Source organism: Galbibacter orientalis DSM 19592, assembly GCF_000260115.1.
In the GTDB taxonomy this organism is placed as follows: domain Bacteria; phylum Bacteroidota; class Bacteroidia; order Flavobacteriales; family Flavobacteriaceae; genus Galbibacter; species Galbibacter orientalis.
In genome coordinates, this window is record NZ_JH651379.1 from 1,759,677 (window position 1) to 1,784,978 (window position 25,302).

The 25,302-nt window shown below is 32.2% G+C and carries 23 protein-coding genes; 16 read left to right on the plus strand and 7 right to left on the minus strand.

Annotated features, from left to right (window positions below):
• Nucleotides 1–2 precede the first annotated feature (2 nt).
• Together istB and istA are read right to left on the minus strand one after the other, a co-directional pair.
• Entirely contained in the window at nt 3–749 is a 747-nt protein-coding gene (gene istB / locus JOOMADRAFT_RS07775) for an IS21-like element helper ATPase IstB (protein WP_008610832.1), read from the minus strand.
• 17 nt (nt 750–766) lie between these two features.
• The gene (gene istA, locus JOOMADRAFT_RS07780; RefSeq protein ID WP_008610833.1) at nt 767–2,311 is read right to left on the minus strand and encodes an IS21 family transposase; all 1,545 of its coding nucleotides are present in this window, start codon (nt 2,309–2,311) and stop codon (nt 767–769) included.
• Nucleotides 2,312–2,598: 287 nt separating this feature from the next.
• Here istA and JOOMADRAFT_RS07785 point away from each other — a divergent pair, with 287 nt between their 5' ends.
• From JOOMADRAFT_RS07785 to JOOMADRAFT_RS07820, 8 genes are all read left to right on the plus strand, one after another.
• Nucleotides 2,599–2,931: a hypothetical protein gene (locus JOOMADRAFT_RS07785; RefSeq protein WP_008612427.1), complete on the plus strand. Its 333-nt coding sequence runs from the start codon at nt 2,599–2,601 to the stop codon at nt 2,929–2,931.
• Between the two features lie 135 nt (nt 2,932–3,066).
• On the plus strand, nt 3,067–3,630 hold the full coding sequence (locus tag JOOMADRAFT_RS07790) for an REP-associated tyrosine transposase (RefSeq protein ID WP_008612429.1): 564 nt from the start codon (nt 3,067–3,069) through the stop codon (nt 3,628–3,630).
• Nucleotides 3,623–3,886 (plus strand): hypothetical protein, encoded by a 264-nt coding sequence (locus JOOMADRAFT_RS07795; RefSeq protein WP_008612430.1) that lies wholly within the window; start codon nt 3,623–3,625, stop codon nt 3,884–3,886. The genes JOOMADRAFT_RS07790 and JOOMADRAFT_RS07795 overlap by 8 nt, the downstream gene beginning before the upstream one ends.
• An 11-nt stretch (nt 3,887–3,897) precedes the next feature.
• Nucleotides 3,898–4,125, plus strand: coding sequence for a hypothetical protein (locus JOOMADRAFT_RS07800; protein ID WP_008612431.1), 228 nt, complete (start codon nt 3,898–3,900; stop codon nt 4,123–4,125).
• A gap of 378 nt (nt 4,126–4,503) precedes the next feature.
• Nucleotides 4,504–6,816, plus strand: a complete 2,313-nt coding sequence (locus tag JOOMADRAFT_RS07805) for a porin family protein (RefSeq protein ID WP_157136744.1) — start codon at nt 4,504–4,506, stop codon at nt 6,814–6,816.
• Nucleotides 6,817–7,010: 194 nt separating this feature from the next.
• Nucleotides 7,011–7,973 (plus strand): sugar phosphate isomerase/epimerase family protein, encoded by a 963-nt coding sequence (locus JOOMADRAFT_RS07810; protein WP_008612433.1) that lies wholly within the window; start codon nt 7,011–7,013, stop codon nt 7,971–7,973.
• Nucleotides 7,974–7,982: 9 nt separating this feature from the next.
• Nucleotides 7,983–9,584, plus strand: a complete 1,602-nt coding sequence (locus JOOMADRAFT_RS07815) for a beta-N-acetylhexosaminidase (RefSeq protein ID WP_008612434.1) — start codon at nt 7,983–7,985, stop codon at nt 9,582–9,584.
• 142 nt (nt 9,585–9,726) lie between these two features.
• Entirely contained in the window at nt 9,727–11,250 is a 1,524-nt protein-coding gene (locus tag JOOMADRAFT_RS07820) for a GH3 family domain-containing protein (RefSeq protein WP_008612435.1), read from the plus strand.
• A gap of 2 nt (nt 11,251–11,252) precedes the next feature.
• Here the strand turns inward: JOOMADRAFT_RS07820 and JOOMADRAFT_RS07825 are convergent, their stop codons facing one another.
• Nucleotides 11,253–11,825 carry a hypothetical protein gene (locus tag JOOMADRAFT_RS07825; protein ID WP_008612436.1) on the minus strand — a complete coding sequence of 191 codons (573 nt, stop codon included), beginning with the start codon at nt 11,823–11,825 and terminating at the stop codon, nt 11,253–11,255.
• A 258-nt stretch (nt 11,826–12,083) separates the two neighbouring features.
• On the opposite strand from JOOMADRAFT_RS07825, the gene JOOMADRAFT_RS07830 reads away from it, so the two are divergent.
• Nucleotides 12,084–12,890: a zinc-dependent peptidase gene (locus tag JOOMADRAFT_RS07830; RefSeq protein WP_008612437.1), complete on the plus strand. Its 807-nt coding sequence runs from the start codon at nt 12,084–12,086 to the stop codon at nt 12,888–12,890.
• Here the strand turns inward: JOOMADRAFT_RS07830 and JOOMADRAFT_RS07835 are convergent.
• A complete protein-coding gene (locus JOOMADRAFT_RS07835) occupies nt 12,887–13,861 on the minus strand; it encodes a YpdA family putative bacillithiol disulfide reductase (protein ID WP_008612438.1) in 975 nt (324 codons plus the stop codon). The two genes, JOOMADRAFT_RS07830 and JOOMADRAFT_RS07835, sit on opposite strands and share 4 nt — an antisense overlap.
• Complete coding sequence (gene rpe / locus JOOMADRAFT_RS07840) at nt 13,861–14,520, minus strand: ribulose-phosphate 3-epimerase (protein ID WP_008612439.1); 660 nt, start codon at nt 14,518–14,520, stop codon at nt 13,861–13,863. Before rpe ends, JOOMADRAFT_RS07835 begins: the two co-directional genes overlap by 1 nt.
• A gap of 1,066 nt (nt 14,521–15,586) precedes the next feature.
• Between rpe and JOOMADRAFT_RS07845 the strand changes: the two genes are divergently transcribed.
• The 3 genes from JOOMADRAFT_RS07845 (at nt 15,587) to JOOMADRAFT_RS07855 (ending at nt 18,261) form a co-directional block, all read left to right on the plus strand.
• Complete coding sequence (locus tag JOOMADRAFT_RS07845; protein WP_008612440.1) at nt 15,587–15,982, plus strand: hypothetical protein; 396 nt, start codon at nt 15,587–15,589, stop codon at nt 15,980–15,982.
• A gap of 151 nt (nt 15,983–16,133) precedes the next feature.
• Nucleotides 16,134–17,921, plus strand: coding sequence for a DUF885 domain-containing protein (locus tag JOOMADRAFT_RS07850; protein WP_008612441.1), 1,788 nt, complete (start codon nt 16,134–16,136; stop codon nt 17,919–17,921).
• On the plus strand, nt 17,914–18,261 hold the full coding sequence (locus JOOMADRAFT_RS07855; RefSeq protein WP_008612442.1) for a DoxX family protein: 348 nt from the start codon (nt 17,914–17,916) through the stop codon (nt 18,259–18,261). The genes JOOMADRAFT_RS07850 and JOOMADRAFT_RS07855 overlap by 8 nt, the downstream gene beginning before the upstream one ends.
• Before the next feature lie 60 nt (nt 18,262–18,321).
• Here the strand turns inward: JOOMADRAFT_RS07855 and JOOMADRAFT_RS07860 are convergent, their stop codons facing one another.
• A complete protein-coding gene (locus tag JOOMADRAFT_RS07860; RefSeq protein ID WP_008612443.1) occupies nt 18,322–18,918 on the minus strand; it encodes a DUF3244 domain-containing protein in 597 nt (198 codons plus the stop codon).
• Nucleotides 18,919–19,140: 222 nt separating this feature from the next.
• Here JOOMADRAFT_RS07860 and JOOMADRAFT_RS07865 point away from each other — a divergent pair, with 222 nt between their 5' ends.
• Entirely contained in the window at nt 19,141–20,016 is an 876-nt protein-coding gene (locus JOOMADRAFT_RS07865; RefSeq protein WP_008612444.1) for an AraC family transcriptional regulator, read from the plus strand.
• A gap of 1,095 nt (nt 20,017–21,111) precedes the next feature.
• Complete coding sequence (locus tag JOOMADRAFT_RS07870) at nt 21,112–21,966, plus strand: AraC family transcriptional regulator (RefSeq protein ID WP_008612447.1); 855 nt, start codon at nt 21,112–21,114, stop codon at nt 21,964–21,966.
• A 155-nt stretch (nt 21,967–22,121) separates the two neighbouring features.
• On the opposite strand, the gene JOOMADRAFT_RS07875 is transcribed toward JOOMADRAFT_RS07870, so the two are convergent.
• Entirely contained in the window at nt 22,122–22,892 is a 771-nt protein-coding gene (locus JOOMADRAFT_RS07875) for a S1/P1 nuclease (RefSeq protein WP_008612449.1), read from the minus strand.
• Nucleotides 22,893–23,122: 230 nt separating this feature from the next.
• On the opposite strand from JOOMADRAFT_RS07875, the gene JOOMADRAFT_RS07880 reads away from it, so the two are divergent.
• Together JOOMADRAFT_RS07880 and JOOMADRAFT_RS07885 are read left to right on the plus strand one after the other, a co-directional pair.
• Nucleotides 23,123–24,469 (plus strand): serine hydrolase, encoded by a 1,347-nt coding sequence (locus JOOMADRAFT_RS07880; RefSeq protein ID WP_008612450.1) that lies wholly within the window; start codon nt 23,123–23,125, stop codon nt 24,467–24,469.
• Between the two features lie 14 nt (nt 24,470–24,483).
• Nucleotides 24,484–25,299 (plus strand): Cof-type HAD-IIB family hydrolase, encoded by an 816-nt coding sequence (locus JOOMADRAFT_RS07885; protein ID WP_008612451.1) that lies wholly within the window; start codon nt 24,484–24,486, stop codon nt 25,297–25,299.
• Nucleotides 25,300–25,302 lie beyond the last annotated feature (3 nt).

Here is a 25,302-nt window from a genome sequence, read left to right on the forward strand (position 1 = left end):
GCTTATAAAAATATAAAATTTATCATTGTTTTTTCTTTTTTTCTCATGGATTCACCTTTAAGTTCCACTCTATGTGCTGCATGTACCAGTCGATCTAAAATAGCATCAGCAATAGTTTGTTCTCCGATAATTTGATGCCATCCCATAATTGGTAGTTGTGAGGCTATGATAGTAGCACGTTTTCCATGTCTATCTTCGATGATTTCCATAAAAGCTTGTCTTTTATTAGTATCAAGTTCTTGAAGTCCAAAATCATCAAGAATGAGCAAATCCTGTTTTTCTATTCTATCGATTTCTTTCATGTATGAACCGTCTGCTTTAGCTAGTTTGAGTTTAGCAAAAAGCTTATTGATATTGTAATATTTGACTTTATACCCTAGAGAACAAGCTTGGTATCCAATAGCTGAGGCAATAAAGCTTTTACCAACACCTGTGCTTCCTGTAATGAGTATGTTTTCCTTGTTTTTAATAAACTCGCACGATGTGAACCTAATTAATAGGTTTTTGTCAATCATTCGGCTGGATTCAAAAGATATCTCTTCTACAGAAGCTTTATATCTAAACTTGGCTGCTTTGGTTAATCGTTCTATTTTTCTATTGTGTTTATCATCCCATTCAGATTGTAATAAATACGCTACTAGCTCATCATTAGTATATGCTAGATGATTTGCTTCTAGTGTTGTCGTAAAGGCTCTATGCATGCCATATAGCCTTAGTTGTTTCATTTGTTGTAATGTTTGGTCATTCATAATTTATAATGATTTAATTATTTATAATAATCGCCCCCTCTGATGTTTCCATGCTTAGGGATTGTAGATTCTGTATTGGTATCTTCCTGTATAAAATCCAATCCTTTTTCAAGAATACTTTTAACACTTTGATAATTGATGCGTTCATAATCTAAAGCTCGTTTACAAGCATTATCAAGACGTTCATTCCCAACTTTTTTAGCTAGCCCTAATACACCAGCACAAGATTTATAGGATTGTTCAGGATGTTGTCTTTTTCCTAATAATAAAGTGATGAAAGTTTTACAATGGCCTCCAATACCTTCAGCCCAATTTAAAAAGGTGTCAGGATTCCAATCAGCTACATAACGATGTGTTGAAGGCATATGCTCGCTATCGGTAGTGTAACCATGACGTTTTAAGCCTCTTTTATGAACAGCAATCCGTTTTTGCTTATAGTAAATTTCAACGGTGTCTTTTGTATAAATGATGCGAACCTTCTTTCCTATATAACGATAAGGAACGCTGTAATAATGCTTATCTTTATTAATGTGGATATGAGAGGTCTTATATACTGTTCCCATTAGGTAGGCACGTAGTTGATATTTATCTGTAGGCAATGGCAATAATTCTTCTTGCTCCAAAGATGTAAATAAATCTAACCTAGAACAGTCCCTTGCTTGAAAGTTAATTTTATTATGCTTCCCCGTGAGTTCTAATACAGCTTCATTTAAAGCACTTAAGGTATAATAATCATTCCCATTTAATGGAGCAAAAACTCTTGTGTAGATAATCTTTACAGCATTTTCTACTAGTGCCTTATCTCTTGGACGATAGGTTCTTGTTGGAAGTATCGTGGTATCATAATGAGTTGCCATAGCCAATAAACTCTCATTAAGGATAGGCTCATACTTGCTACTTTTTGTAACAGCTGACTTTAAGTTATCAGTTACTATTGCTCTAGGAACGCCTCCGAAAAAATGTAATGCACCTACTATGCACCCAATAAAATCCTCTCGTTTTTGTGAACGACAAGCTTCTACATAGGTATAGCCGCTTGCTCCTAGTACAGCAATAAATACTTCCATTTCTTTTAGTAAACCAGTAGCGGGATCTATGATAGCTAATTTCTTTCCTGTGAAGTCCACAAACATTTTATCCCCAGCCTTATGGTTAAATCGCATGACTGGATTTTGAGTACGAGACCAAACTCTATACAAATGACAAAATCTAGAATAAGAGATAAATACCTTTTTATTTTGATAATAGTCCTCCCAGATCATGTAACGAGTAACTCCAACCTTTTTAAGGCGTTTGCTTACCTCTGGGTATAACTTAAAAACATACTCATGACGAGTCGTTATGTGGGTCTCATCAATATGCAATAATATACGTAAATCTTCAAAACCAAGCTTATCAACCTCTTCACTTGTAAGCTTGCTCTTTAGTAATAATTCGATGTATTTGCGAACAGTATTCCTGGATATACCAAGTTGTTTACTGATGCTCCGCTTACTAACTCCTTGAGTATGTAAACGATATAGTTGTTTGATTTTTCGCATGTCTAAATGTATGTTTGCCATGGTTATTTTTCTTGATTATAACCATACAAGTTATTTAATACATGCTCTTTCTAGAGGTGGGTCAATTTAGACAGGAATACCCGGGTCACTTTAAATAGGATTCAGTGGGTCACTTTCGCAGGATTACATGGGTCAGTTTGGCAAGAATTTCCACTTTGGGAACCTGGAGGTAAAACATCAGGAGGTTATAGAGAAGCTATACTTATTGATAAGACAAACGCATCTACGCCCATTAGTCATAATAAAAGTATAAAATCACTTAAAGAACAATTTAATTGGGAGAAGCTATGAGTAAAAAAATAACAATTACGGAACTTTTAGAGTTAATTCCTCAGAAGAATGAATCAAAAAAGTATTTATCTTGGGAAAAGCTTGACCTTAACGATTTTAACGATTTCAATCTAGTAGGGGAGGTATATTCTAATTCTGATAATCAAACAGAATTTTCTACTAAAGAAAATTACTGGTCTGAAAACTATCCGATTGCTTTAGACTTTTTTCCTAATTCAAGGTGTGAAGTCTATACAGATAATATTAATTATTATCTAGTTTATAGAGATTTTGGAGGGCATGTGCCAGAAAGAAGATGTCGTTTGATTAGAAGAGAGTTAATTATATAAAATTCTTCTACAAATAAGCTTGTCTAGTTTTATAATGAACTTTCTTGAAATCATAAAAAATATCTTTATTCCCCCCGCTGGTGCGCGATTGTATCGCGTTCCACAAGGTAATAATATTAGTAATAAGATATAAATATGAGCCGCAACTATAAATTTCATAATCCGGAGGGACTTTACTTTGTGAGTTTTGCAGTAGTTTATTGGCTTGATGTTTTTACAAGAAATGAATATAAAAAGATAGTAGTGGATAGTCTAAAATTTTGTCAAGATAAAAAAGGAATGGAAATAGTTACATGGTGTGTCATGACAAATCACGTTCATTTAATTTTTAGGAGCATAAAAGGGAATAAACCTGAACTATTAATAGGAGATTTTAAACGTTTTACAAGTAAAGCTGTGGTAAAAGCCATACAAGAAAATTCACAGGAGAGTAGAAAAGAATTTTTATTAGAAAATTTTAAGAAAGCGGCTAATGAAAGTTCTAATGTGAAACATCATCAATTTTGGAGGCATGATAACAAGCCAATTGAGTTATGGAGCAATAAAGTGATAAATGAGAAGATAGTTTATGTACATAATAATCCGGTAGAGGCTGGATTGGTTTTTAAGGCAGAAGATTATGTTTATAGCAGTGCTATGGATTATGCAGGCGAAAAGGGAATGCTAGAAAATATTATAAAATTTGAACATTATGGATAAAAGACAACTACCACACGAAAGGATTCGTGCGGCAGCGGGGCCAACCTGGATTGCAGAATTTTCAAGTAGCCAAATTATAAATGATGTTCGATTCCCTAAAGCAAAATTCAATAATGCTGACTATATAGAGGTTTTGACAAGGAGTTACCCAGAATGGGGTGTAGGAGGCGGGAGTCAGTTTATTACTAATTCACAAATTAAAGTGTTGAAAATCAAAAATCTAGAAACAGGAGAAACTATAAATTTCAATCATTAAAATTTGATTAAATGAGTAAGAGAAAAAAAATAGAGGATTTTGTAAATAAACTTGAATTTTTTTACAGAAACTTTGGAAACAAATGGAATCTTAAGGACTTTATAGATATTAGAAATAAGAATGATGAAATAATCCTTTCAGAATGTTTAAAAGACTTGGAGAAAAAGGGAATTGTGAAAATACTTAGTGATAATCATGATTTTGAGATAATTGATTTGCCTTCTAATAAGAAAGAGTAATCTATCTGATTTGTTTTTGTAAAAAACAGAGAAATCCATTTCCCCCCGCTAGCGCGAGCGTCACGCTCGTGCCGATTATGAGTAAGGATATTATTAATAAACAATAACAGAACAAAAACGAATGAGTCGTAAATATAAATTCTATAGCAAAGAACTGGTAATAGACTGCATTAAGTATTGTATGAATAACAAGAAGATAATATAGTATTGAAGTTAAAAAAGAAAAGAATAAATACTTATAAATAAACCTAATACATAAACCTATAAAAGCTGAAAAGATAAACCAGCCCTAAACAGAACAAACAGAACTATAATGTAATAATTATCTTGAAGCAACATCTACTCTACATACTACTTTTTATAGTAGCGGGGAATGCTATGGCTCAAAGCGTAGATTTGGAGCAATTTGGTAAAGAAAATCCGCTAAAAGTTACTGGTAATATTGCAGCTAATAGCGTGTATTACAATTCCAATCAAAATAATGCGCGCGAGCCATTTACCTACTTTTTACAAGGAACACTTAATGTGCAATTGTATAGCTTTGCCATGCCTATAAGTTATAGTTTTACTAATCAAGGAAAGAATTTAGATTATCAATTACCTTTTAATTTTAATAGACTCAGCTTACATCCCAAATATAAATGGGTAACAGCACATATAGGAGATGTAAATATGACTTTTTCTCCTTATACTTTAAGCGGACACCAATTTACTGGAGGTGGTGTAGACCTAACTCCTGAAGGAAAATTTAAAGTAAGCGCTATGGCTGGACAACTTTTAAAAGCCACCGAAGATACAGAAGATTCCCGAACGGTGCCAGCTTTTAAACGTATGGGCTACGGACTAAAAACCGAATATGAAACCGAGAAGTATAAAGTGGGAGTTATTGGCTTTTATGCCAAAGATGCTATCACTTCCATAGATTCTGTACCTGAACAAAAAAATGTTCTACCAAAAGAAAATTTGGTATTAAGTATAGAAGGAGCTTATAAAATAAATAATAATTTTGATGTTTTTGCCGAGTATGCATCGAGTGCTATAACACAGGACTTAAGGGCTCAAGATGGGAATGGAGGCAAAGGTGGGATGGCAGGCTTATTATTTAATAGTAAAATTTCTACCGAATATTATACAGCACTCAAGGCTGGAGTAAATTATGTATTCGATCAATCCTCAGTAGGAGTTGCTTACGAACGTATAGATCCAGGTTACCAAACTTTAGGTTCTTATTATTTTAATAACGATTTTGAAAATATTACTCTTAACGGAGCTACAACAGCATTGAATAATATATTAAATGTTTCATTTAATGTGGGGTATCAGCGAGACGATTTAAATAATAAAAAAGACAATGCCACCAGCAGAATGGTGGGGTCAATAAATGCAACAGCCAGTGTAAATGAACGATTGAATATAACCGGTTCTTACTCTAACTTTAGAACTTATACCAATGTAAAAGTAAATCAGTTTGATAATATCAACGATGATAATTTGTTGGATAACAATTTGGATACGCTTGACTATAGACAACTTTCACAATCGGCAATGTTGGGAATAAATTATGTAATATCCCAAAAAGAGACAGTACAACAAAACATCAATTTTAATTACAATGTAAATGATGTTGCTAACGAACAAAACGGAGTAGTTAGAATAGGAGATGCCTCTATCTTTCATAATTTCAATACGGCTTATACCATAGGCTTCCCAAAACATCAAGTAAATATTACGGGTGCTGTAAATGCTACACTCAATACTATTGGTAGAGAAGATGCTACAACAATTGGGCCTACCTTGAGTGTTAATAAACAATTTTTTGAAAATAAACTAAATACAGGTTTATCGTCTTCGTTTAATACAACTAGCAATACTTCTGGTAAAACTTCTATGACTAATATTAGAGCCAATGCAAATTATAGATTGTTGGAAAGACACAACATTAATTTAAGTTTAATTCAGCTTTTTAGGAATAACAATTATCAAGAGAATGCAATTGGTTTAAGTGAGTTTACAGCTACATTGGGTTATAATTATTCGTTTAATCTTCCGCCGAAATTCAAAAAGAATAAAAAAGATAAGATTTTTAACTTTACCTATCGTGAATATTATTTTGAAGGCGTGCATGATAGTATAAGTCCTCAGGTGGTAGCAGTTTCTCAAGAGGATAAGTTTAGTGCCATTTTAAAGATTAAAGGAATAAAATCTAACTTGACTTTTTTAGAAGAAATTATATCTCAAACAGAAAACGATAGCGATAAGAAATACAAACAAGCTGCTATTGATTATTTAAAGTATTTATACAAGCATAAAGATTTTCTAGACACATATAATGATCTGGCTTTTCAAGGACTTAAAAAACTTTATATAGAAGCTGTTGAAATGAATGATGAAGTTGAAAAAGAATATTTTGCATTACAAGCAAAGGTAAATAGTGCTAAAACAAAAGATAATAAAGACTTGGCAGAATTAGAGGTAAAAGAGAGAAGGTATAGGGCACACACTTATATGATGGAGCAATTACAGACCATTCATTTTGATGATATTTTGAATGATAATCCGCCATTTAAAATATTTAAAGATAACCATATTTCAAAAGTATTTGCAATGCTTGAGGACGGAAAAAGTAGAGAAGAGATACAAACATACCTTGAAATTCAATTTGCAGATATGTATCATAAAAAAGCTTTATAATTCTTAACTTTCTTCAAACTGCGTTATTGAACAACAGGTATAATAGTATTTATCACATTTGTTTGTGGTGAATTTCTTGTTTTCTGTTTATATTATTAATAGATTTAAAAACTTATTCTTATGAGAACTTTAATATATAGAGTGTTATTATGAGAATATCTTAAATGCTAACTAAAATTTCAACTAAAACAAAAATGAAACGTAGACAGTTTGTAACCAAAACTGCTCAGACAAGTTTAGCGCTCACTTTTTTGGGAGCAATGGCTTGTAAAGAGCAAACTAAAAAAACTACCGAAGAAACTATTAAAGAAGTTGTTGAAAACGCTCCTTTATTTTTTAAACTATCATTAGCTCAATGGTCTTTTCATAGGGCTTTAAAAGCTGGTGAAATGGATAATTTAGATTTTGCTAAAAATGCTAAAGAATTAGGATGTGAAGGACTCGAATATGTAAATCAGTTTTTTGCTGATAAGGCTACGGATACAGCTTATTTAAATGAAATGAATAGCAGAGCAAAGTCTGAAGGGTTACAAAATGTACTTATTATGATTGATGGAGAGGGCCAACTTGCAGATGCAGATACTAAAAAGCGACAAGTAGCTATAGAAAATCATTACAAATGGGTAGAAGCTGCAAAATTTTTAGGCTGTCATGCTATTCGAGTGAATCTTGGTGGTGGTGTAAAAATGGAGGAAGCATCCAAAGCTGGAATCGATTCTTTGACGCAATTGTCTGAATTTGCTTCAAAAGAAAATATAAATATTTTAGTTGAAAATCATGGTGGGTTTTCTTCAAATGGTGCTTGGCTAGCCAATGTAATGAAAGAAGTAAATAAAAATAACTGTGGTACACTTCCTGATTTTGGAAATTTCTGTACTGAATATGGTGAAAATTATAGTTGTAAAACGGAATACGACCGTTATAAAGGTGTAAAGGAAATGCTTCCTTATGCAAAAGCTGTGAGCGCTAAGTCTCACGATTTTGATGCTAATGGAAATGAAATTCATACAGATTATTTAAAAATGATGCAAATGGTAAAAGCATCTGGTTATAAAGGTTTTGTAGGGATTGAATATGAAGGAGACAAAGTTTCAGAGAGAGAAGGAATTGCCTTAACAAGAGATTTATTAATTAAAGTAGGAAAAGAATTAAGCTAATAATAAACAATGAAGAATTATATAAAAATATTTTCTTTGACTGGAAAATATATGAGTACACTAGGTAAAACCATTTTTTTATTCCTATTCATATTTGCTTCATGTAGCAAAAAACCTAAACTTCAAACAAGTATGGAAGATATAGGTTTAATTCCTATTCCAGTTTCTGTAGACAGTCAACCAGGAACTTTTGAGATCCTTGAGAGTACTCCAATCTATGTAAATGGAGATGATGAATTAGTAAAAGTTGCTAATTACTTTTCAGAAACTATTCATATTATTAGCGATTTTCATTTAGAAATAGCTTCTTCTTCAGAAGAAATTAAAAGTGGTGTGCTTTTTAAGATTTCATCTGAAATAAAAAATGAAGAGGGTTATAAAATAACTGCTTCGGAAAATTTAATAACACTTGAGGCAAAAGATGCTGAAGGTGCTTTTAGAGGAGTGCAAACTCTTTTGCAGTTACTTTCTGTACAGGAAAATGCTGATGGAATTCGATTGGGAATTCCTGCCGTAAAAATTGAAGACTATCCTCAATATGAATACCGCGGGAGTATGTTGGATGTTTCAAGACATTTCTTCTCGGTTGATGAGGTAAAAAGATACATCGATTTAATGGCTTCTTACAAGCTTAATGTCCTTCACTTACATTTAACAGACGATCAAGGTTGGAGAATTGAAATTAAGTCGTGGCCCAAACTTACCAAAATAGGAGGAAGTACAGAAGTAGATGGGGGAGACGGAGGTTTTTATACCCAAGAACAGTATAAGGATATTGTAAATTATGCTGCTGCTCGCTACATTACAATTATTCCAGAAATAGATATGCCAGGGCATACCAATGCTGCTTTAGCATCATATCCTGAGTTAAATTGTGATGGAAATGCACCAGAGCTATACACAGGAACAGAAGTAGGGTTTAGCTCTTTGTGTATTGATAAGGAAATTACTTACAAGTTTGTGGAGGATGTTATAAAAGAACTTGTTGAGATTACTCCTGGTCCATATATTCATATTGGTGGAGATGAATCGCATTCTACAGAATTGGAAGATTATATTCCTTTTGTAACTAGAGTTCAAGATATGGTTTATAAATACGGAAAAACTCCAATTGGATGGGACGAAATCCGTCATGCAAAACTTAAAAAAGCTTCTATTGTACAATTTTGGGCTAATAAAGAAAATGCAAAAGCTGCGGTAAAACAGGGAGTAAAAGTACTTATGTCGCCTTCTGCAAGATCCTATATGGATATGAAATACGACAGTATTACACCTTTAGGATTGCAATGGGCGGGACTTATTAATGTAAAGAAAGCTTACAATTGGAATCCTGCAACTTTGGTAGATAGTATTAGTAAGAAAGATATTATTGGGGTGGAAGCTCCTCTTTGGGCGGAGACAATAGAAACGATGGAAGATATTGAATATATGACTTTTCCTCGATTATTAGGTTATGCCGAAATAAGTTGGTCGCCAGATTCTTTACGTAACTGGGAAACCTATAAGTTAAGATTGGCGAAACAATACAAAGATTTAAAACTTAAAAATGTTAATTTATATGAGTCTAAAATGGTTCCTTGGGAAAAAGGAATAAAAGATTCTTTAGAGTAGAAATTTATTTTACCGTCTAAACCGTCGCCTGCGACGGTTTTTTTATGCTTAAAGCACAGCATACATTTTATTAGGAATCCATATTTTATCTTTTTATTAATATTTTTTTAGAAGGAAAAAGTTAAATTCAAATAAAAAAAGAATGGCAGTAATAGGTTCTATAATTAAAGGAATAATTGAATTGGCAGATAGCGTTATTTCAGAAGAAAATGCAAGCAAAAATCAACATATAGTTTTAAAACAACTACTAGAAAAAGCCAAGGACACCAAGTTTGGAAAAGACCATTCTTTTAATGAAATATTAGAATCTGAAAATACAGAAGAAGCTTTTGCTGAAAATACTCCTTATTATGATTACAATCTTATAAATGATAAATATTGGAAGTATTTGCATGAAGGGGAGGAAAATCTTACGTGGCCTGGAAACCCAGAATATTTTGCTTTAAGTTCTGGAACTACAGGGAAAACGAGCAAACGAATTCCAGTAACCGAAGCTATGCTAGAAGCTATTAGAAAAACAGGAATCAAACAAGTAAGTGCATTAGCAAATTTTGATCTTCCAGCAGATTTTTTTGAAAAAACAATTATGATGCTTGGAAGCTCAACTAAACTAAAAGAAAAAAATGGACATTTAGAAGGAGAGATAAGTGGAATTAGTGCTAGTAATATTCCTTTTTGGTTTCGTGGATATTACAAGCCAGGGGTTGAAATTTCTCAAATTGACGATTGGGACGAGCGGGTACAAAAAATAGCAGAAGAGGCCAAAAATTGGGATATCGGTGCTTTAAGTGGAATTCCTTCTTGGATGGAACTCATGATAAAAAAAGTTATAGAGCATCATGGTGTAGCTAATATCCATGAAATTTGGCCCAACTTACAAGTTTATACTACAGGAGGGGTGGCGTTTGGGCCATATGAAAAGAGTTTTAATGCCTTACTAAAACACCCTATTACAATTATTGATACTTATTTAGCTTCTGAAGGTTTTTTGGCGTATCAAGAACGACCAGAAACAAAATCGATGAAATTAGTACTCGATAATGGTATTTATTTTGAGTTTGTTCCGTTTAAACCAGAATACATTAATCAAGATGGTTCTTTAGTGCCTAATGCTCCTTCTATAAATATTAGTGAGGTTGAAGAAAATGTAGAATATGTTTTAATTATTTCTACAGTCTCTGGCGCGTGGCGTTATTTAATTGGAGATACTATTAAATTTACAAACATAGAGCGGGCAGAAATTATAATTACTGGGAGAACTAAATTCTTTTTAAATGTTGTAGGCTCTCAATTATCGGTTAATAAAATGAATGACGCTATTCAGGAGGTTGAAGAGAAATTTGATATGGAAATACCTGAGTTTACTATTGCAGCAACAAAAATAAATGATGAATATCACCACAAATGGTACATCGGTTCTCCAAATGCTAAAGTTAGTAATGAAGAATTAGCAGATGCTTTGGATGCTGCTTTAAAAGAGGCCAATAAAAATTATAAAGTAGCACGCTCAAAAGCTTTGAAAGGGGTAAAAGTGGAAGTTGTAAAACCTGAAATATTTCATGCTTGGAACGAGCATAATAAAAAGAAAGGCGGACAGGTAAAAATGGAGCGTGTAATGGGAGAAGAAAAATTTAAAGAATGGGAAGCTTTTGTTTCCGAGCAATAAAATTATTTTAACTCTTGTGTTAATTGTAAAATATCTTCGGGAGATAAGTATAAACTCTTAATTCTATTTTTATAAGCTTCTGATAAGCTGGTATGATTTAATATAAAATTTTTAGTACTTAAAATATAATCTCCCATTCCGTGACTTACAGCAAAAACATCGGCTGTTCTTTCGGCTTCTCGAATGTGTTTTCCAATAAAAATATATTTAATTCCGAATACAAATAAATTCCAACTACTACGGTTGAGGTAATCCATAATATGTCCTAATTCATGACCAATCCATCCAATTATAACATCCTCTGGAACGTTATTAATATTAAATTTTTCGCCCTCAATATTAAAATTACTACTGATAAATATAATGTACTTTCGCTTTTTAGGTTTTTTTAAAAGCGTAGAGAAATCGGGTTGCGCTTGCATAAACGACTTTTGTAATTTCTCTTTAAATTTAAACTCAATAGCAACTTCCTTTAATTCAGGATAAAAACTTAATGCAGTTATAACTTCCTTTCTTATGGCTAAAGGAATTTCTTTATTTATAATTTTTTCTTTACTGTTTGTAGTCTCTTTCATTAAAAAGAAGATACAAAAAAGAGGATATAATGTTTGTATTCAGAATTGTAATTTTATCTTAATATTTGTGTGTAAACACTAGGCTTTATGTGTGAATTTGTTATAAATAATTAAAAAAATTAATGTCCGAGTATAAATACAAGATCGCTTCGCTATAAGAAAAAAGACTAAATATTAACTATCAAAAAAAATAAACATTGATTTATTTGGAGTAAATTATCTCTTTTTTTTTATCAAGAAAAATAGTATTTTCATTAGATGATTGTTCCATTTCTTATAGGCATACCTACAGCCTTGCTTTTTACCTACTGGGGGGTTAATCTCACAGATCTTGCCTATTCCAAAATTTACGGAAAGCCATTAATTGTTTATGACCATATATATTTTAAAAAGTTACGTACTGAAGATATTGAGGTTATAAAGGCTCATTCGTTATTCTATACTAAGCTTAGTGCTTATAAAAAAAGGGTTTTTCGACATAGAGTGGTAATGTTTATAAATGATAAAACATTTATAGGACTTAATGGTTTTGAGATTACTCGGGAAAAGAAAATAATGATTGCTAGCGTTGCTGTAATGCTTTCTTTTGGAATGCGTACTTATTTAATAGCATGTGTAAATAAAATTATAATTTACCCACATGCATATTTTTCGGAGATTAACAGGAAATATCATTTGGGAGAATTCAATCCGCTTTTAAAAACCATTGTTTTTTCTTGGGAAGATTTTATTGCTGGCATGAATAACAATACCAATAATAGCAATTTGGGGGTTCATGAATTTGCGCATGCAATTTATTTTTGCTCTAAATATTCAAATGATTCTAGTTCTATATTGTTTACTAACGGAATAAAAAAAATTGATAAGCTGCTGCATTCCGAATCTTATATTGATAAAATGAAGAATACAGCATATTTAAGAGGTTATGCATATACTAATAAATTTGAATTTTTTGCTGTCTGTTTAGAACACTTTATTGAAACCCCCAAACAATTTAAAGAAGCATTTCCTCAGTTGTTTGGAATTATAAAGGATATGATGAATTTTGAAACTTCAGAAGCTTAATTCTTTTGTTTTTTTGAAATTGTGTTTAGTATCATTTTAGCATGAATTCTAGAGTTTTCTATAAACCAAAGATGGGTGTCCATACCGCCACAAATAACCCCAGCTAAATAAAGATTTTCCACATTTGTTTCCATAGTATCCTCGTTGTATTGAGGGTAGAATTTTCCATCATCAGATAGTTTAACACCTATTTTTTCTAAGAACGAAAAGTTGGGTTTGTAACCAGTTAGTGCCAAAACAAAGTCGTTTTCTATAGTTTTTTCGCCTTCTGGAGTGTTTATTATAATGCTATGTTCTTTAAATTCTTTAACGGTAGCGTTAAAATAAGCATTTATACTCCCTTCTTTTATTCTATTTTCAATATCAGGTTTTACCCAGTATTTTACACGGGGTCCAATTTCTGGTCCGCGTACAATCATTGTAACATCTGCACCCTTTCTATAACACTCTAAAGCTGCGTCAACGGCCGAATTGCTAGCTCCAATTACGGCTAGTTTTTGCATGGCATAAAAATGAGGATCTTTGTAATAGTGAGCCACTTTGGGTAAATCTTCTCCTTTGGTATTAAGAGTATTTGGAATATCATAAAATCCAGTGGAAACTACCACATAATTAGCGGTATAAGTTTCTTTTTCTGTTTTTATTACAAAAGAATTGTTGTTCTCTTTTGTTACAGAAGTTACTTTTTCGAATAAATTAATATCGAGGTCGTTTGAGGTAACTATTCTTCTGTAGTATTCTAAAGCCTCATTTCTTCTTGGTTTTGCCTCTTTACTGATAAACGGAATTCCATCAATCTCCAATTTTTCAGAAGAAGAGAAAAACTGCATATTCATTGGGTAATTAAATAGCGAATTTACGATGGCTCCTTTTTCAATAATAAGAGCGTCAATTCCTCTTTTTTTTGCTTCTAACCCACATGCTATTCCGATAGGACCACCACCTATTATGATTAAATCTTTATGCGTCATTAAGCAATTTTATTTTTTAGATCTGAAATTGTTTGGAGTTGATTTTTACTACTGAAGATAAAGCTACCAGCTACTAACACATCTGCGCCAGCATCGGTAAGTTTTTTAGCATTTTCAGCATTTACGCCGCCATCTATTTCAATAAGAGTAGTGGCATTATGGGTAAGAATCATTTCTTTAAGCTGCTTTATTTTTTTGTAGGTATTTTCAATGAATGATTGTCCGCCAAAACCAGGATTTACACTCATAATTAAAACAAGGTCAACATCTTTTATTACTTCTTCCAAAACACGGACACTGGTATGAGGGTTTAATGCTACTCCTGCTTTCATACCTTCCGCTTTTATGGCTTGTAGCGTTCTGTGTAAATGGGTACAAGCTTCATAATGAACCGTAAGATTATCTACCCCTAGATTTGCAAAATCTTTAATATATCTATCTGGATCAGCAATCATTAAATGTGTATCTAGAGTTTTTTTGGCATGCTTTGCAATTGCTTTTATAACGGGCATCCCAAATGAAATATTAGGAACAAACATTCCGTCCATAACATCTATATGAAACCAATCGGCTTCACTAGTATTTACCATTTCGATATCTCGTTGTAGATTGGCAAAATCGGCTGCCAATAGGGAAGGAGCTATTAATTTTTTATTCATGGATGTTTGTTATTAAACGGTTTGGCTTTTAACAAAAATAAGGAAAGTTAAAAAGTTAGAGAGTTAAAAAGTAGGTAAAGTTTTTTTTAGTTGAAGGTTCTAAAGGTTCAAAGATGTAAAGTTGTAATTGTATAAATGTGTCAATTTGAAGATTTGGAAATGCGAGAAAAAAAATCGGAAGTCCGAAGACCGAAGTCGGGAGTGTTCAGTTGGCAGTTACAGTATGTAGTTTTTTTTCATTGTAACTTCATAACAGCATAACTTTTTAACTCAAAGATGCAAAGGTTCAAAGATGCAGAGGGACAAAGTTATAAATTTATAAAGTGGAAATGAGGAAATGAGGAAATGAGGAAATGAAAAAAGAAAACCGAAGACCGAAGACGGGAGTGTTCAGTTGGCAGTTACAGTGTGTAGTTTTTTTTCATCGTAACATCGTAACTTTATAACAACATAACTTTTTACTTTCAACTCAAAGTGGCAAAGATGCAAAAGTGCAGAGAGGCAAAGTTGTAAATGCGAGAAAAAAAAGTCTGAAGTCCGAAGACCGAAGACGGGAGTATTCAGTTGGCAATTACAGTATGCAGTTTTTTTTCATCGTAACATCGTAACTTCATAACAGCATAACTTTTTACTTTCAACTCAAAGTGGCAAAGATGCAAAGGTGCAGAGAGGCAAAGTTGTAAACGTGAAAAAAAAGTCGGAAGTCCGAAGACCGAAGACGGGAGTATTCAGTTGGCAGTTACAGTATGCAGTTTTTTTATCGTAACATCGTAACTCCATAACAGCATAACTTTTTAACTCGAAGATGCAAAGGTGCAAAGGTTCAAAGAGGCAAAGTTGTATATGTGCTAATTTGAAGATTTGGAAATGTGGATTTGTGAAATAAATAAAATCTCCCGACTTCGGTCTCCCGACTCCCATCTTTCAATCTTTCAATCCTTCAATCCTTCAATCCTTCAATCCTTCAATCTTTAAATTTTCAAATCTTAACCTTCCAAAAATATAAAGCTTGTTAAGGGACGATATTTTTTTTAACTTGTATACATTATCCAAACCGCTGTACAAGATGAAAACGCTATTTGAAAAGCTGAAACTAGAAGACCTGAAAGAAATTCTTATTATTAATGAGCCTGAAGGCTTTTCTGAGCAATTGGCAGAATTGATTGATATAGATATTTACCAATCTTTGATCCAGGTAAACAAAATGGAATTTGCCTTGGTATTTGTTTCTTCAATTGAAGAATTAGAAAATCAGGTGCATACGCTTCATCCAAAATTAAAAGACGACGTAGTACTTTGGGTTGCGCATCCTAGAAAAAAATCGGAAAAACTAACTACAGATATAACAGATGCTTATGATTGGCAACCTCTTCTAAAACACCGCTACGAAGCTGTAAAAAATCTTAAAATAAATCCCGATTGGGAAGCAGTTAGATTTAGAAGGGTGGAATATATTAAGTAAACTCCCTCGGGGCAAGCCTTGGAGCATTCAAGTCTCAATTATTGAGTAAATTACTTGAGGAGCCTACCTTACTAACTATTATAAGAAAAACTAAAACATTTTTAACCCAGACCAAAAAACTCGATTATCGAGAAAACTCAACTAACTGATAATGAAAAAAATCATCCTAACAGCAAGTGTTATACTTCTATTTTTTTCCTGTAAAAACAAAGAAGTTTCTAAAGAAGTAATCGTAGATAAGGTGTCTATTGATTCGGTATTTAAGCATTATTATGAAGAAAGTTTGAAATTATATCCGCTAAACGCTACTCTTTCGGGAGATTCTCGTTATAACAATTACCTGCCAAACGATATTACAGCATCCTTTAAGAATAAGCAAAAGGCGTTTTATAATGCTTATAGAGATGAGCTTTTGAGTTTTAATAAAGATTCGCTTTCCAAAGAACAGCGAATGAGTTACGAGGTTTTAATGTGGGAATGTAACATCAATTTAGACAAGTTACAATATCCAACAGAGCTCATTCCTATTAATCAGTTTTCCTCATTACCACAAACCATTGGGCAGTTGGCGGGAGGTTCCAGCGCGCAACCATTTAAAACGGCAACCGATTATAAAAATTGGCTGCAACGCCTTAACGACTATGTTGTTTGGTGTGATACCGCAATAGTAAACATGAAAAAAGGGATTAAAACTGGTTATGTTTTACCCAAATCTCTTACCCTAAAAGTAATTCCGCAGATGGAGAGTTTTTCTAGCGGAGCTCCAAAAGAACATTTGTTTTATAGCCCTATAAAAAACATCCCGAATAATATTAGTCGTGCTGAAAAAGACAGTCTTGCATTGGCTTATGAAACAATAATTGCTGAAAAAATTATTCCTACCTATAAAAAATTAGAAAACTTTTTTAGAGATGAATATTTACCTGCCAGTAGAGAAACCTCTGGAATAAATGATGTTCCGAGAGGAAATGCATATTACGGACACCAAATACAAACTTTTACCACTACCTCTTTAGAAGCAGATTCTATCCATAAATTAGGATTGAGTGAAGTAGCTCGTTTAGAAAATGAAATGAAAAAAGTGATGGCGGAAGTTAATTTTAAAGGCGAATTAAAAGATTTTTTTCAAGCCATAAGAACTGCAAGAGAGTTAATGCCATTTGATAAACCAGCACAGGTAATTGAAAATTTTAATGAGATTCACCAAAAAATGAAACCTCAACTTGCAAAGCTTTTTGATTTAACTCCAAAAACCGAATTTGAAGTTAGAAGAACAGAAGCTTTTAGAGAAGCATCGGCAAGTGCAGAATATAACCCAGGTTCTATAGACGGCACACGTCCGGGGGTGTTTTATGTTCCAATTCCAGATGTAAAAAAATACAATATTTATTCGGATGAGGATTTGTTTTTACATGAAGCTATTCCGGGACATCATTATCAAATTTCGCTTCAGCAAGAAAATAAAAGCTTACCAGATTTTAGAAAAACCCTATGGTATAGTGCTTATGGCGAAGGTTGGGCTTTATATTCTGAATCTTTAGGAAAAGAACTCGGACTTTATAACGATCCATATCAATATTTTGGAATGCTAAGTGCAGAAATGCATCGAGCCATACGTTTGGTGGTAGACACGGGCATACATACTAAAGGATGGTCTAGAGAAAAAGCTATAGAATTTTCTTTGGCTCACGAAGCAGAATCTGAAGAAAGCATAACCGCAGAAATAGAGCGTTATATGTCGTGGCCAGGACAAGCATTGTCTTACAAAATAGGACAACTTAAAATAATAGCTTTAAAAAATAAGGCACAAAAGCAATTGGGGGATAAATTTGACATTAAAATTTTCCATAATAAAGTATTAGAATCGGGATGTATCCCAATAAAACTTTTGGAAGAAAAAATAAATACTTGGATCCTTAAAAACACAGTAGATGAATAATTGGCATTACTACTTAATGGCTGGCATTTATATTGTAGCAGGAATTTTACATTTTGTAAGACCTAGAAGTTACGTTTCTATTATACCTTCCTATATTCCTTACCAAAAGGAAATGGTATACTTAAGCGGAATTGCAGAAATAGTTTTTGGAGCAATGCTATTTACTACTTTAAAGGATTATGCACTGTGGGGAATTATTTTAATGCTAATAGCATTTATTCCAGTACATATTTATATGTTAAAAGATAAGAAGTTTGAAAAAGTAGCTCCAAGGTGGGTATTAATTTTAAGAGTGCCGCTACAATTTGCCCTTATGTTTTGGGCATATACGTATTTATAAAGCAAAAAAAAAGGGAGTTCTAACACCTCCCTTTTCCAACTTCAAAATCTATTTGTAAGATTACAAGCTAACTGTTTTGTAAAATGTATTTCCTTTGCGAGTTACTTCAAATCTGTAAGAACCTTTTTGAGCGTTAGAAAAATCAAATCTTTTTCCTACACTTTTAGCTCCTTTAAGTATTTCTTCATGTACTAACTCATTTGTTGTTTCGTTGTAAACTTTTACAGTTACAGGAGACATATCTGAGCTTAACATGTTTACACTTAACACAGACCCATCTTTTCTAAAATAAGGCTTGTAAGTAACTTCTTCTTTTTCTCTTTCAACAATTGTTTTCCCATCGGTAAAAACTACAGGTACTCTTTCAATTTTAATTTCGTTCTCAACAACAAAATAGTAAGTTCCTGTTGGTAACCCTTTAAAATTATAACGTTTTACGTTTGTTGGTAATTGTTTGTATTCATAATTATACAGAACCTCTCCTTTTGCATCAACAAAAGAAATTGCTATTGGCTGGTTGCTTTTCTCTACGAATAAATCAACAGTTCTATTATCATCCTTTTTTACAGATAAGTAAAAATCATTGGCTCTTGTCATCGCTAACGTTGCAATACTCAATACTACAACTAGCATACTGTTTCTTAATGTGTTTTTCATCTTTAGCAATTTTAATGGTTATACATTTCATTTTAATTACATTACAAAGATACGGTGGACACCAAGGTTAAAATACATCAGGATTTTCAAGTTTATGCACTATTTTAACACGATGCTTATGTTAACTCAATGTTAAGGATAAAATAGAACACATTTGAGGTAATATTTTGTATATTTGCCCCGTTAACATGGTATATTTTTATACTGAAAAACAATTTTGCTATGAGTATTAAAAAGCCTGCATTAGAAGTAATTAACCCAACTTTTGGCAGTTCTTTTTCTTTTGTGAAGTTTGATGAGAATCAAAATCAGAATACATCGTATTGGCATTATCATCCAGAAATTGAATTGGTATATGTAAAAGGAGGAGCTGGAAAAAGACAAATTGGGAGTCATATTTCTTATTACACAGAAGGAGACCTTATATTAATAGGTTCTAATTTACCACATTGTGGTTTTACAGATAAATTTACTGGAAACGAAAACGAAGTGGTTATTCAAATGCTCCCCGATTTTCTAGGAGCCGATTTAATGTCGAAACCCGAAATGAATAATATTAAATTATTATTTAAAAGATGTAAAGGAGGATTGGCTTTTACAGGAAAAACAAAAGAAATTATTGGAGAAAGAATAGAAGGTCTAGAAAAACTAAATAGTTTTGAACGCTTATTAGGTTTCCTTTCTATTTTAAATGAATTACAACTTTCTGAAGATTATCAAATCTTAAATGCAGAAGGCTTTTCTATGCAAGCCGATGTACAAGATAATGACAGAATTAATATTGTGTTCAATTATGTGAAGAAAAATTTTCAACAACCTATTACTCTAGAAGAAATTGCTAGCATTTCTGGTATGACAGTTCCTTCGTTCTGTAGATATTTTAAACAAATTACAGGGAAAACATTTACACATTTTGTAAATGAATACAGATTAGTACATGCTTCTAAGCTGCTTGCTGAGAAGCCTATTGGAATTACAGATATTTGCTTTGAAAGTGGATTTAATAACTTTTCATACTTTAATAAATCGTTTAAAAAGTTTACAGGAAAAACGCCTTCTCAATATAGAAATGAATTAAAAACGGTTATAGAAGATTAAAAAGTATCTATAATAAGGATACTCGTTAAAGCTTATTCTATTTCTTAACTTTAATGTCCGAGTAAAAATACAAGACCGCTTCGCTATAAGAAAAAAGAACAAAGACCAAATTTTAACTACCACAAAATAAGTAGTTTAAAGAAACAACATTTCAAAAACTCTCTTTTTATTCATTTTTATTAATAGCAAGGAGGGCTTAAAAACCCCATTTGAACCTTGCTATAAGTGGAGTTCAATAAATTCCGTTAACTTTTATAACACAACAATAATTTCTTAACAGAAAATTTTAAATGAAGTTGAGCATAAAAAAAGCCGCATTCTTAGCAAAATGCGGCTTTTTTAAACTAACCAACTTAAAAAATAATCAAACAAGTTTTTATATTATTTAGCTGAAAACATCAGCTTTACTTTCTTTTTATATATCTTCTTTTAAAATTCCAATCTTCCACAATAATCAATTCCTTCGGCACAAATTATAAGGGTTAAAATAAAGAGTCGCACGGAGTTGGGTTTCAAATAAGCACGACTCTTTTAACTAACCAACCAAAAAAATCTATAAATGATGAGCTATCAACCTCATCATTCTAATTATGAAAACTATCTTAAAGAACGCGTTGTTTAATTGCTAACAACAGTACAAAGATACAGCCCGTTTTTACCTTAATACTTGTATAAACTAGTTAAAAAATTTCCTTTTGGTATTTTCTTAACGTAACTATAGCATCACATTATAAAAAAGAAAAAGCCGCATTCTTAGGGAGAAATGCAGCTTTTTCAACTAACCAACTTAAAAAATAATCAAACTAACCTTTATATGTATCGCTATTATATATGTTCTTTTTTAAAATAAAGAGCCGTACGGTTTGAGGGAACGTTTGGGGGAAGTACGACTCAATATTATAAACTAACCAATCAAAAAATCTAAATCGATATGATAAAATCACATCATTATGAAAAAATTTTAAAGAACTATCGCTTTGTTTTTAATTACCGTGCAAATTTACGACACGATTATACCTTATTACTTGTAAAAACTGCTTGAAAATTTTCTATTTTTGATATAATTAACTGATTATAAACACCTAATAATAAGAAATGGACAGTTTTCATGACGGTTTTATTGTAGTTCAAGGGGATATAGACAAGAAGGAAACATCATTGCAAAAGCATAATTATTTCCAAATTGTCTATATTAGAGATGGTAATGGTATTTATAGAATTAATGATATAGATGTTAATTACAAAAAAGGGAGTATCTTTTTATTAGCTCCAGAAGACAACCACATTTTAAATCCAAAGACCAATACAAGCTATACCGCTTTAAAATTTACCGAAGTTTTATTTTCCAATAAGTCTAACCTTCCAGATAGAAAAATGTGGTTAGAAAATATTGAACACATTTTGCATAATCCTAATATTATGCCAGGCGATTGTATTTCTGAAGAGGTTGATAGAGAACGACTTTGGAGAATTCAAGATTTTATTGTGGAAGAATTTAAAAATCAAGATGAATTTTATTGGAGCATTATTACCAATGGAATTACAACTTCCTTAAGTATTATTGCAAGAAATATAATTAAAAAATATGCTCCTAATAAAGAGCTAACTGCATCTGTAAACTTAAAGAAATCGGATCAAATTCTGGCATACATTAGAACCAATGTATACGAACCAGAACTTATTAAAATTGAGCATTTGGCGCAAAAATTTAATATGTCTCAGGCAAATATTGTTCATTTATTTAAAAAAGAAACAGGAGAGAGCATCAGACAATACATTATTAACTACAAATTAATGCTTGTAAAATACCGATTAAAAAACACGCATTATTCTATTTCAGAAATTAGCTATGAGTTAGGTTTTACAGATGAGAGTCATCTTACCAAATCTTTTAAAAGTAAGTTTAAAAAAACCCCTAAGCAATACCGCCAAGAGGTTTTGAATAAGTAGTACTTATCATACTTTTCTATTTCCTTACTCCTGTAAGAGAATCAACTACTTTGGAGCAAGCCCAACATACAAAGGAAACTATTACAACACATTTAGACTTTAACCCTACGGTAAACTCAGAACAAGCATTGGGAAATTAACTCCTTAATAAAGGATTAAAAAATATCATCTAAAATTTTAGCCAAACGCAAGCCTCCTTTTTCCAATTGAGCACGTACGGTATCAAAATTATCATACATATAATTGTAGCCAAGCTTCTCTCCCACTTCTACAGAACCATATACTTTTTTTGCCAATTCTTGAGATTCTTTTACCCAATCTAACAAAGTTCCCTCCGTAATAGCTTTTTGCTGTTCTTTAGAATACACAGGTAAATTAGCCGATAATTCGCTATAACTCATCCCATAAGACTCTATCATATCGCTGTCCCAAACCCGGTGTAAGTTACTTCCGTCTCCAAACCAACGTACTTGAATGTCGTTTCCTCCCTTATCTTCTGCTCTTCCAACATGCAGAGGCTGATGTAAATCTCCCACAAAATGAATAAGTAGTTTTAAGTAAAACGCTTTATCTTCTTTAGTAGCGGTATCATCTTTTATTACAGAGATGCATTTTTCAATTCCCATAATAATATCTCCATCTTCACTTGGAGTAACATCTGTATAATTTTTATCAAAAGGAAAGTTTACATAATGCCACGGACTAAAACCACGAAATCTTTTATCCGACTTAATATCGTCGGCATACGTAGCTACAATTGAAAGGGATTGCCCACCTAAAAATTTTTCAATTTTACGTTTTGTGCTATTTTTTATATGTTCTTGTGCTACTTCACCTACTACACGGTGACCAGTTTTTCCCCAAAAAGGAGTATTTGCAAAAGACTGTTGACAGCATAAAATAACCAGAATAAATAATAAACGCATAAGATAAATTTTTTAACAAAAGTAAAACTCTATACTTTAACCAGATGTTAAATTTACCAACGAATTTATAATCAAACAACCATTATAAATATTCCATACACTTTAGTACCTTTACGAAGAAAGGAAAAGCTTCCTTTTATAAAGCATTCTTGCCCTAAACTATATGCTTATTGAACTATGTTGAAGAAATGATGAAAGGATTGAGAGTCAACAAGAATAAAAAACATAAGATGAAATTAAAATATATCGCCACATTTGCGGTAAGCATTTTCTCTATAAGTATTGGATTTTCACAAATTCCTGAAAATATAAAGAAGGAAATTCAGTACAGAGTTAAAAATAAAATAAACCCATCCATTGCAGTTGGAATAGCAGACTCCACAGGAACATATTATTACGTCCATGGATTAAAAGATGTTGCAAACAAATTAAAAGCAGATGAAAACACCTTGTATGAAATAGGCTCTATTACCAAAACATACACGGGCCTACTTCTTGCAAAATACAATGTTACAGATTCGTTAGATTTAAAAACTCCTGTAAACAATTTCCTACCAGACTCTATAACCCTAACCGATAAAAAAGGGGTAGACGTTACCTTAAAAAGTTTGTCTACACACTCTAGTGGTTTACCAAGACTACCCAACAACATGGATTTACAAAATCAACTTAATCCATATGCCGAATATTCTAGAAAGGATATGTATACTTTTTTAAGCCATTATATCCCAAAAAGTGTTGATAAGAAGTTTGAATATTCTAATCTAGGAGCTGGTTTATTAGGAGATATACTTTCTATTTACAAAAAAGACAGTTACAAAAATTTATTGCAAAAAGAAGTATTGAGTCCGTTAGCTCTAAAAGCTACTTTTTTAAATATCCCAACCACACAAACCGAAAACTTTGCTAAAGGATATTTGGGAAACCAAGAAGTTCCACATTGGAAATTTAAGTTAATGGAACCAGCAGGTGGATTAAAAACCAATATAAAAGACCTTGTTAAATACGGGAAAAGTTATTTAAATCCGCAAAACCCTTTGGCAAAAGCCCAAAAAGTAGCTACCTCAGTACAGTTTACGGATCAAGAAATGAAGAAACATGGCTTGGGATGGTTTATAAATGAAGATGATATAATTTTTCATGGTGGCGGTACTGGCGGTTTTAGAACTTTTATGGCTGTGGATAAAAAGAATAAAAGAGTTATTGCAATAATGACAAATTCTGGCTCGAGCTCTGTGGAAGATATAGCTGAATATATTATAGATCCAAAGAAAAATCCAATAGATTTCACTCCAAAAGCAATAGAAATTACGCCAGAAGAATTAATGGCTTACGAAGGGAATTATATAAATGATGGTTTAAAATTATCCTACGATTTTATAATTAACGAGAACACCTTACAAGCTCAATTAAGCGGACAACCAGAATTTCCTGTTTATTACCAAGGAGAATCTACTTTTTTTTATAAAGTTATAAAGGCTAAAATAGTATTTGAGCGTGATGAAAACAACACAGTTGTAGGTTTAACTTTACACCAAAACGGACAGGAAATCCCTTTCATTAAAACAACTCCATAAACTACAATTTATTAATGTATAAAATTATTTTTACAGATATTGATGGTACTTTATTAGGTCCAGACAGAGTTCTAACACAAGCAACCATAGACCAAGTAACTAGAATAAAAGAAACAATTCCTTTTATTTTGGTTTCTTCTAGAATGCCAAAACAGATGTATCATCTTCAGCAGGATTTAGGAATTTTAAACACCCCGTTAATTGCATTTAATGGCGCTTATATAGAAAAAGAAAGTAAAGTAATTCATTCTTCAGAAATTCCAATTTCAATTATAAAAAACTTAGTGCTTTTAAATGAAAAAGCAGGCGAAAACAAAATCCACATCAGTCTCTTTAATGCCAATAATTGGTATGTAGATAGTATGGATTATTGGGCAAAACGTGAAGAAACAAACACAAAAATTTCTCCAGAAATAAAACCCAATTCCGAAGTTGTAACACTTTGGGAAAAAGAAAATAAAGGAGCACATAAAATTATGTGTATGGGAGATAAATTACTCATTGATAAAATTTACAAATTTCTAGAAGAAAATTATAAAGACGCTCTACATCTATATCGTTCTAAAGACACTTATATTGAAATAGCTAGCAAAGAAATTTCTAAATTAACAGGAATAAAAACCTTATTAAATTGTTGCTACCCAACTTATAATTTAGAAGAAGTTGTTGCTTTTGGCGATAATTATAATGATGAAGAAATGATAGGCGCAGTGGGTCATGGAGTAGCTGTAGATAATGCTCGAGATGAAGTAAAGGCAGTAGCCAAGGCTATAACCCAACATCATAAAGAAGATGGAGTAGCAAATTATTTGAAAATTCTATTCAAATAATTG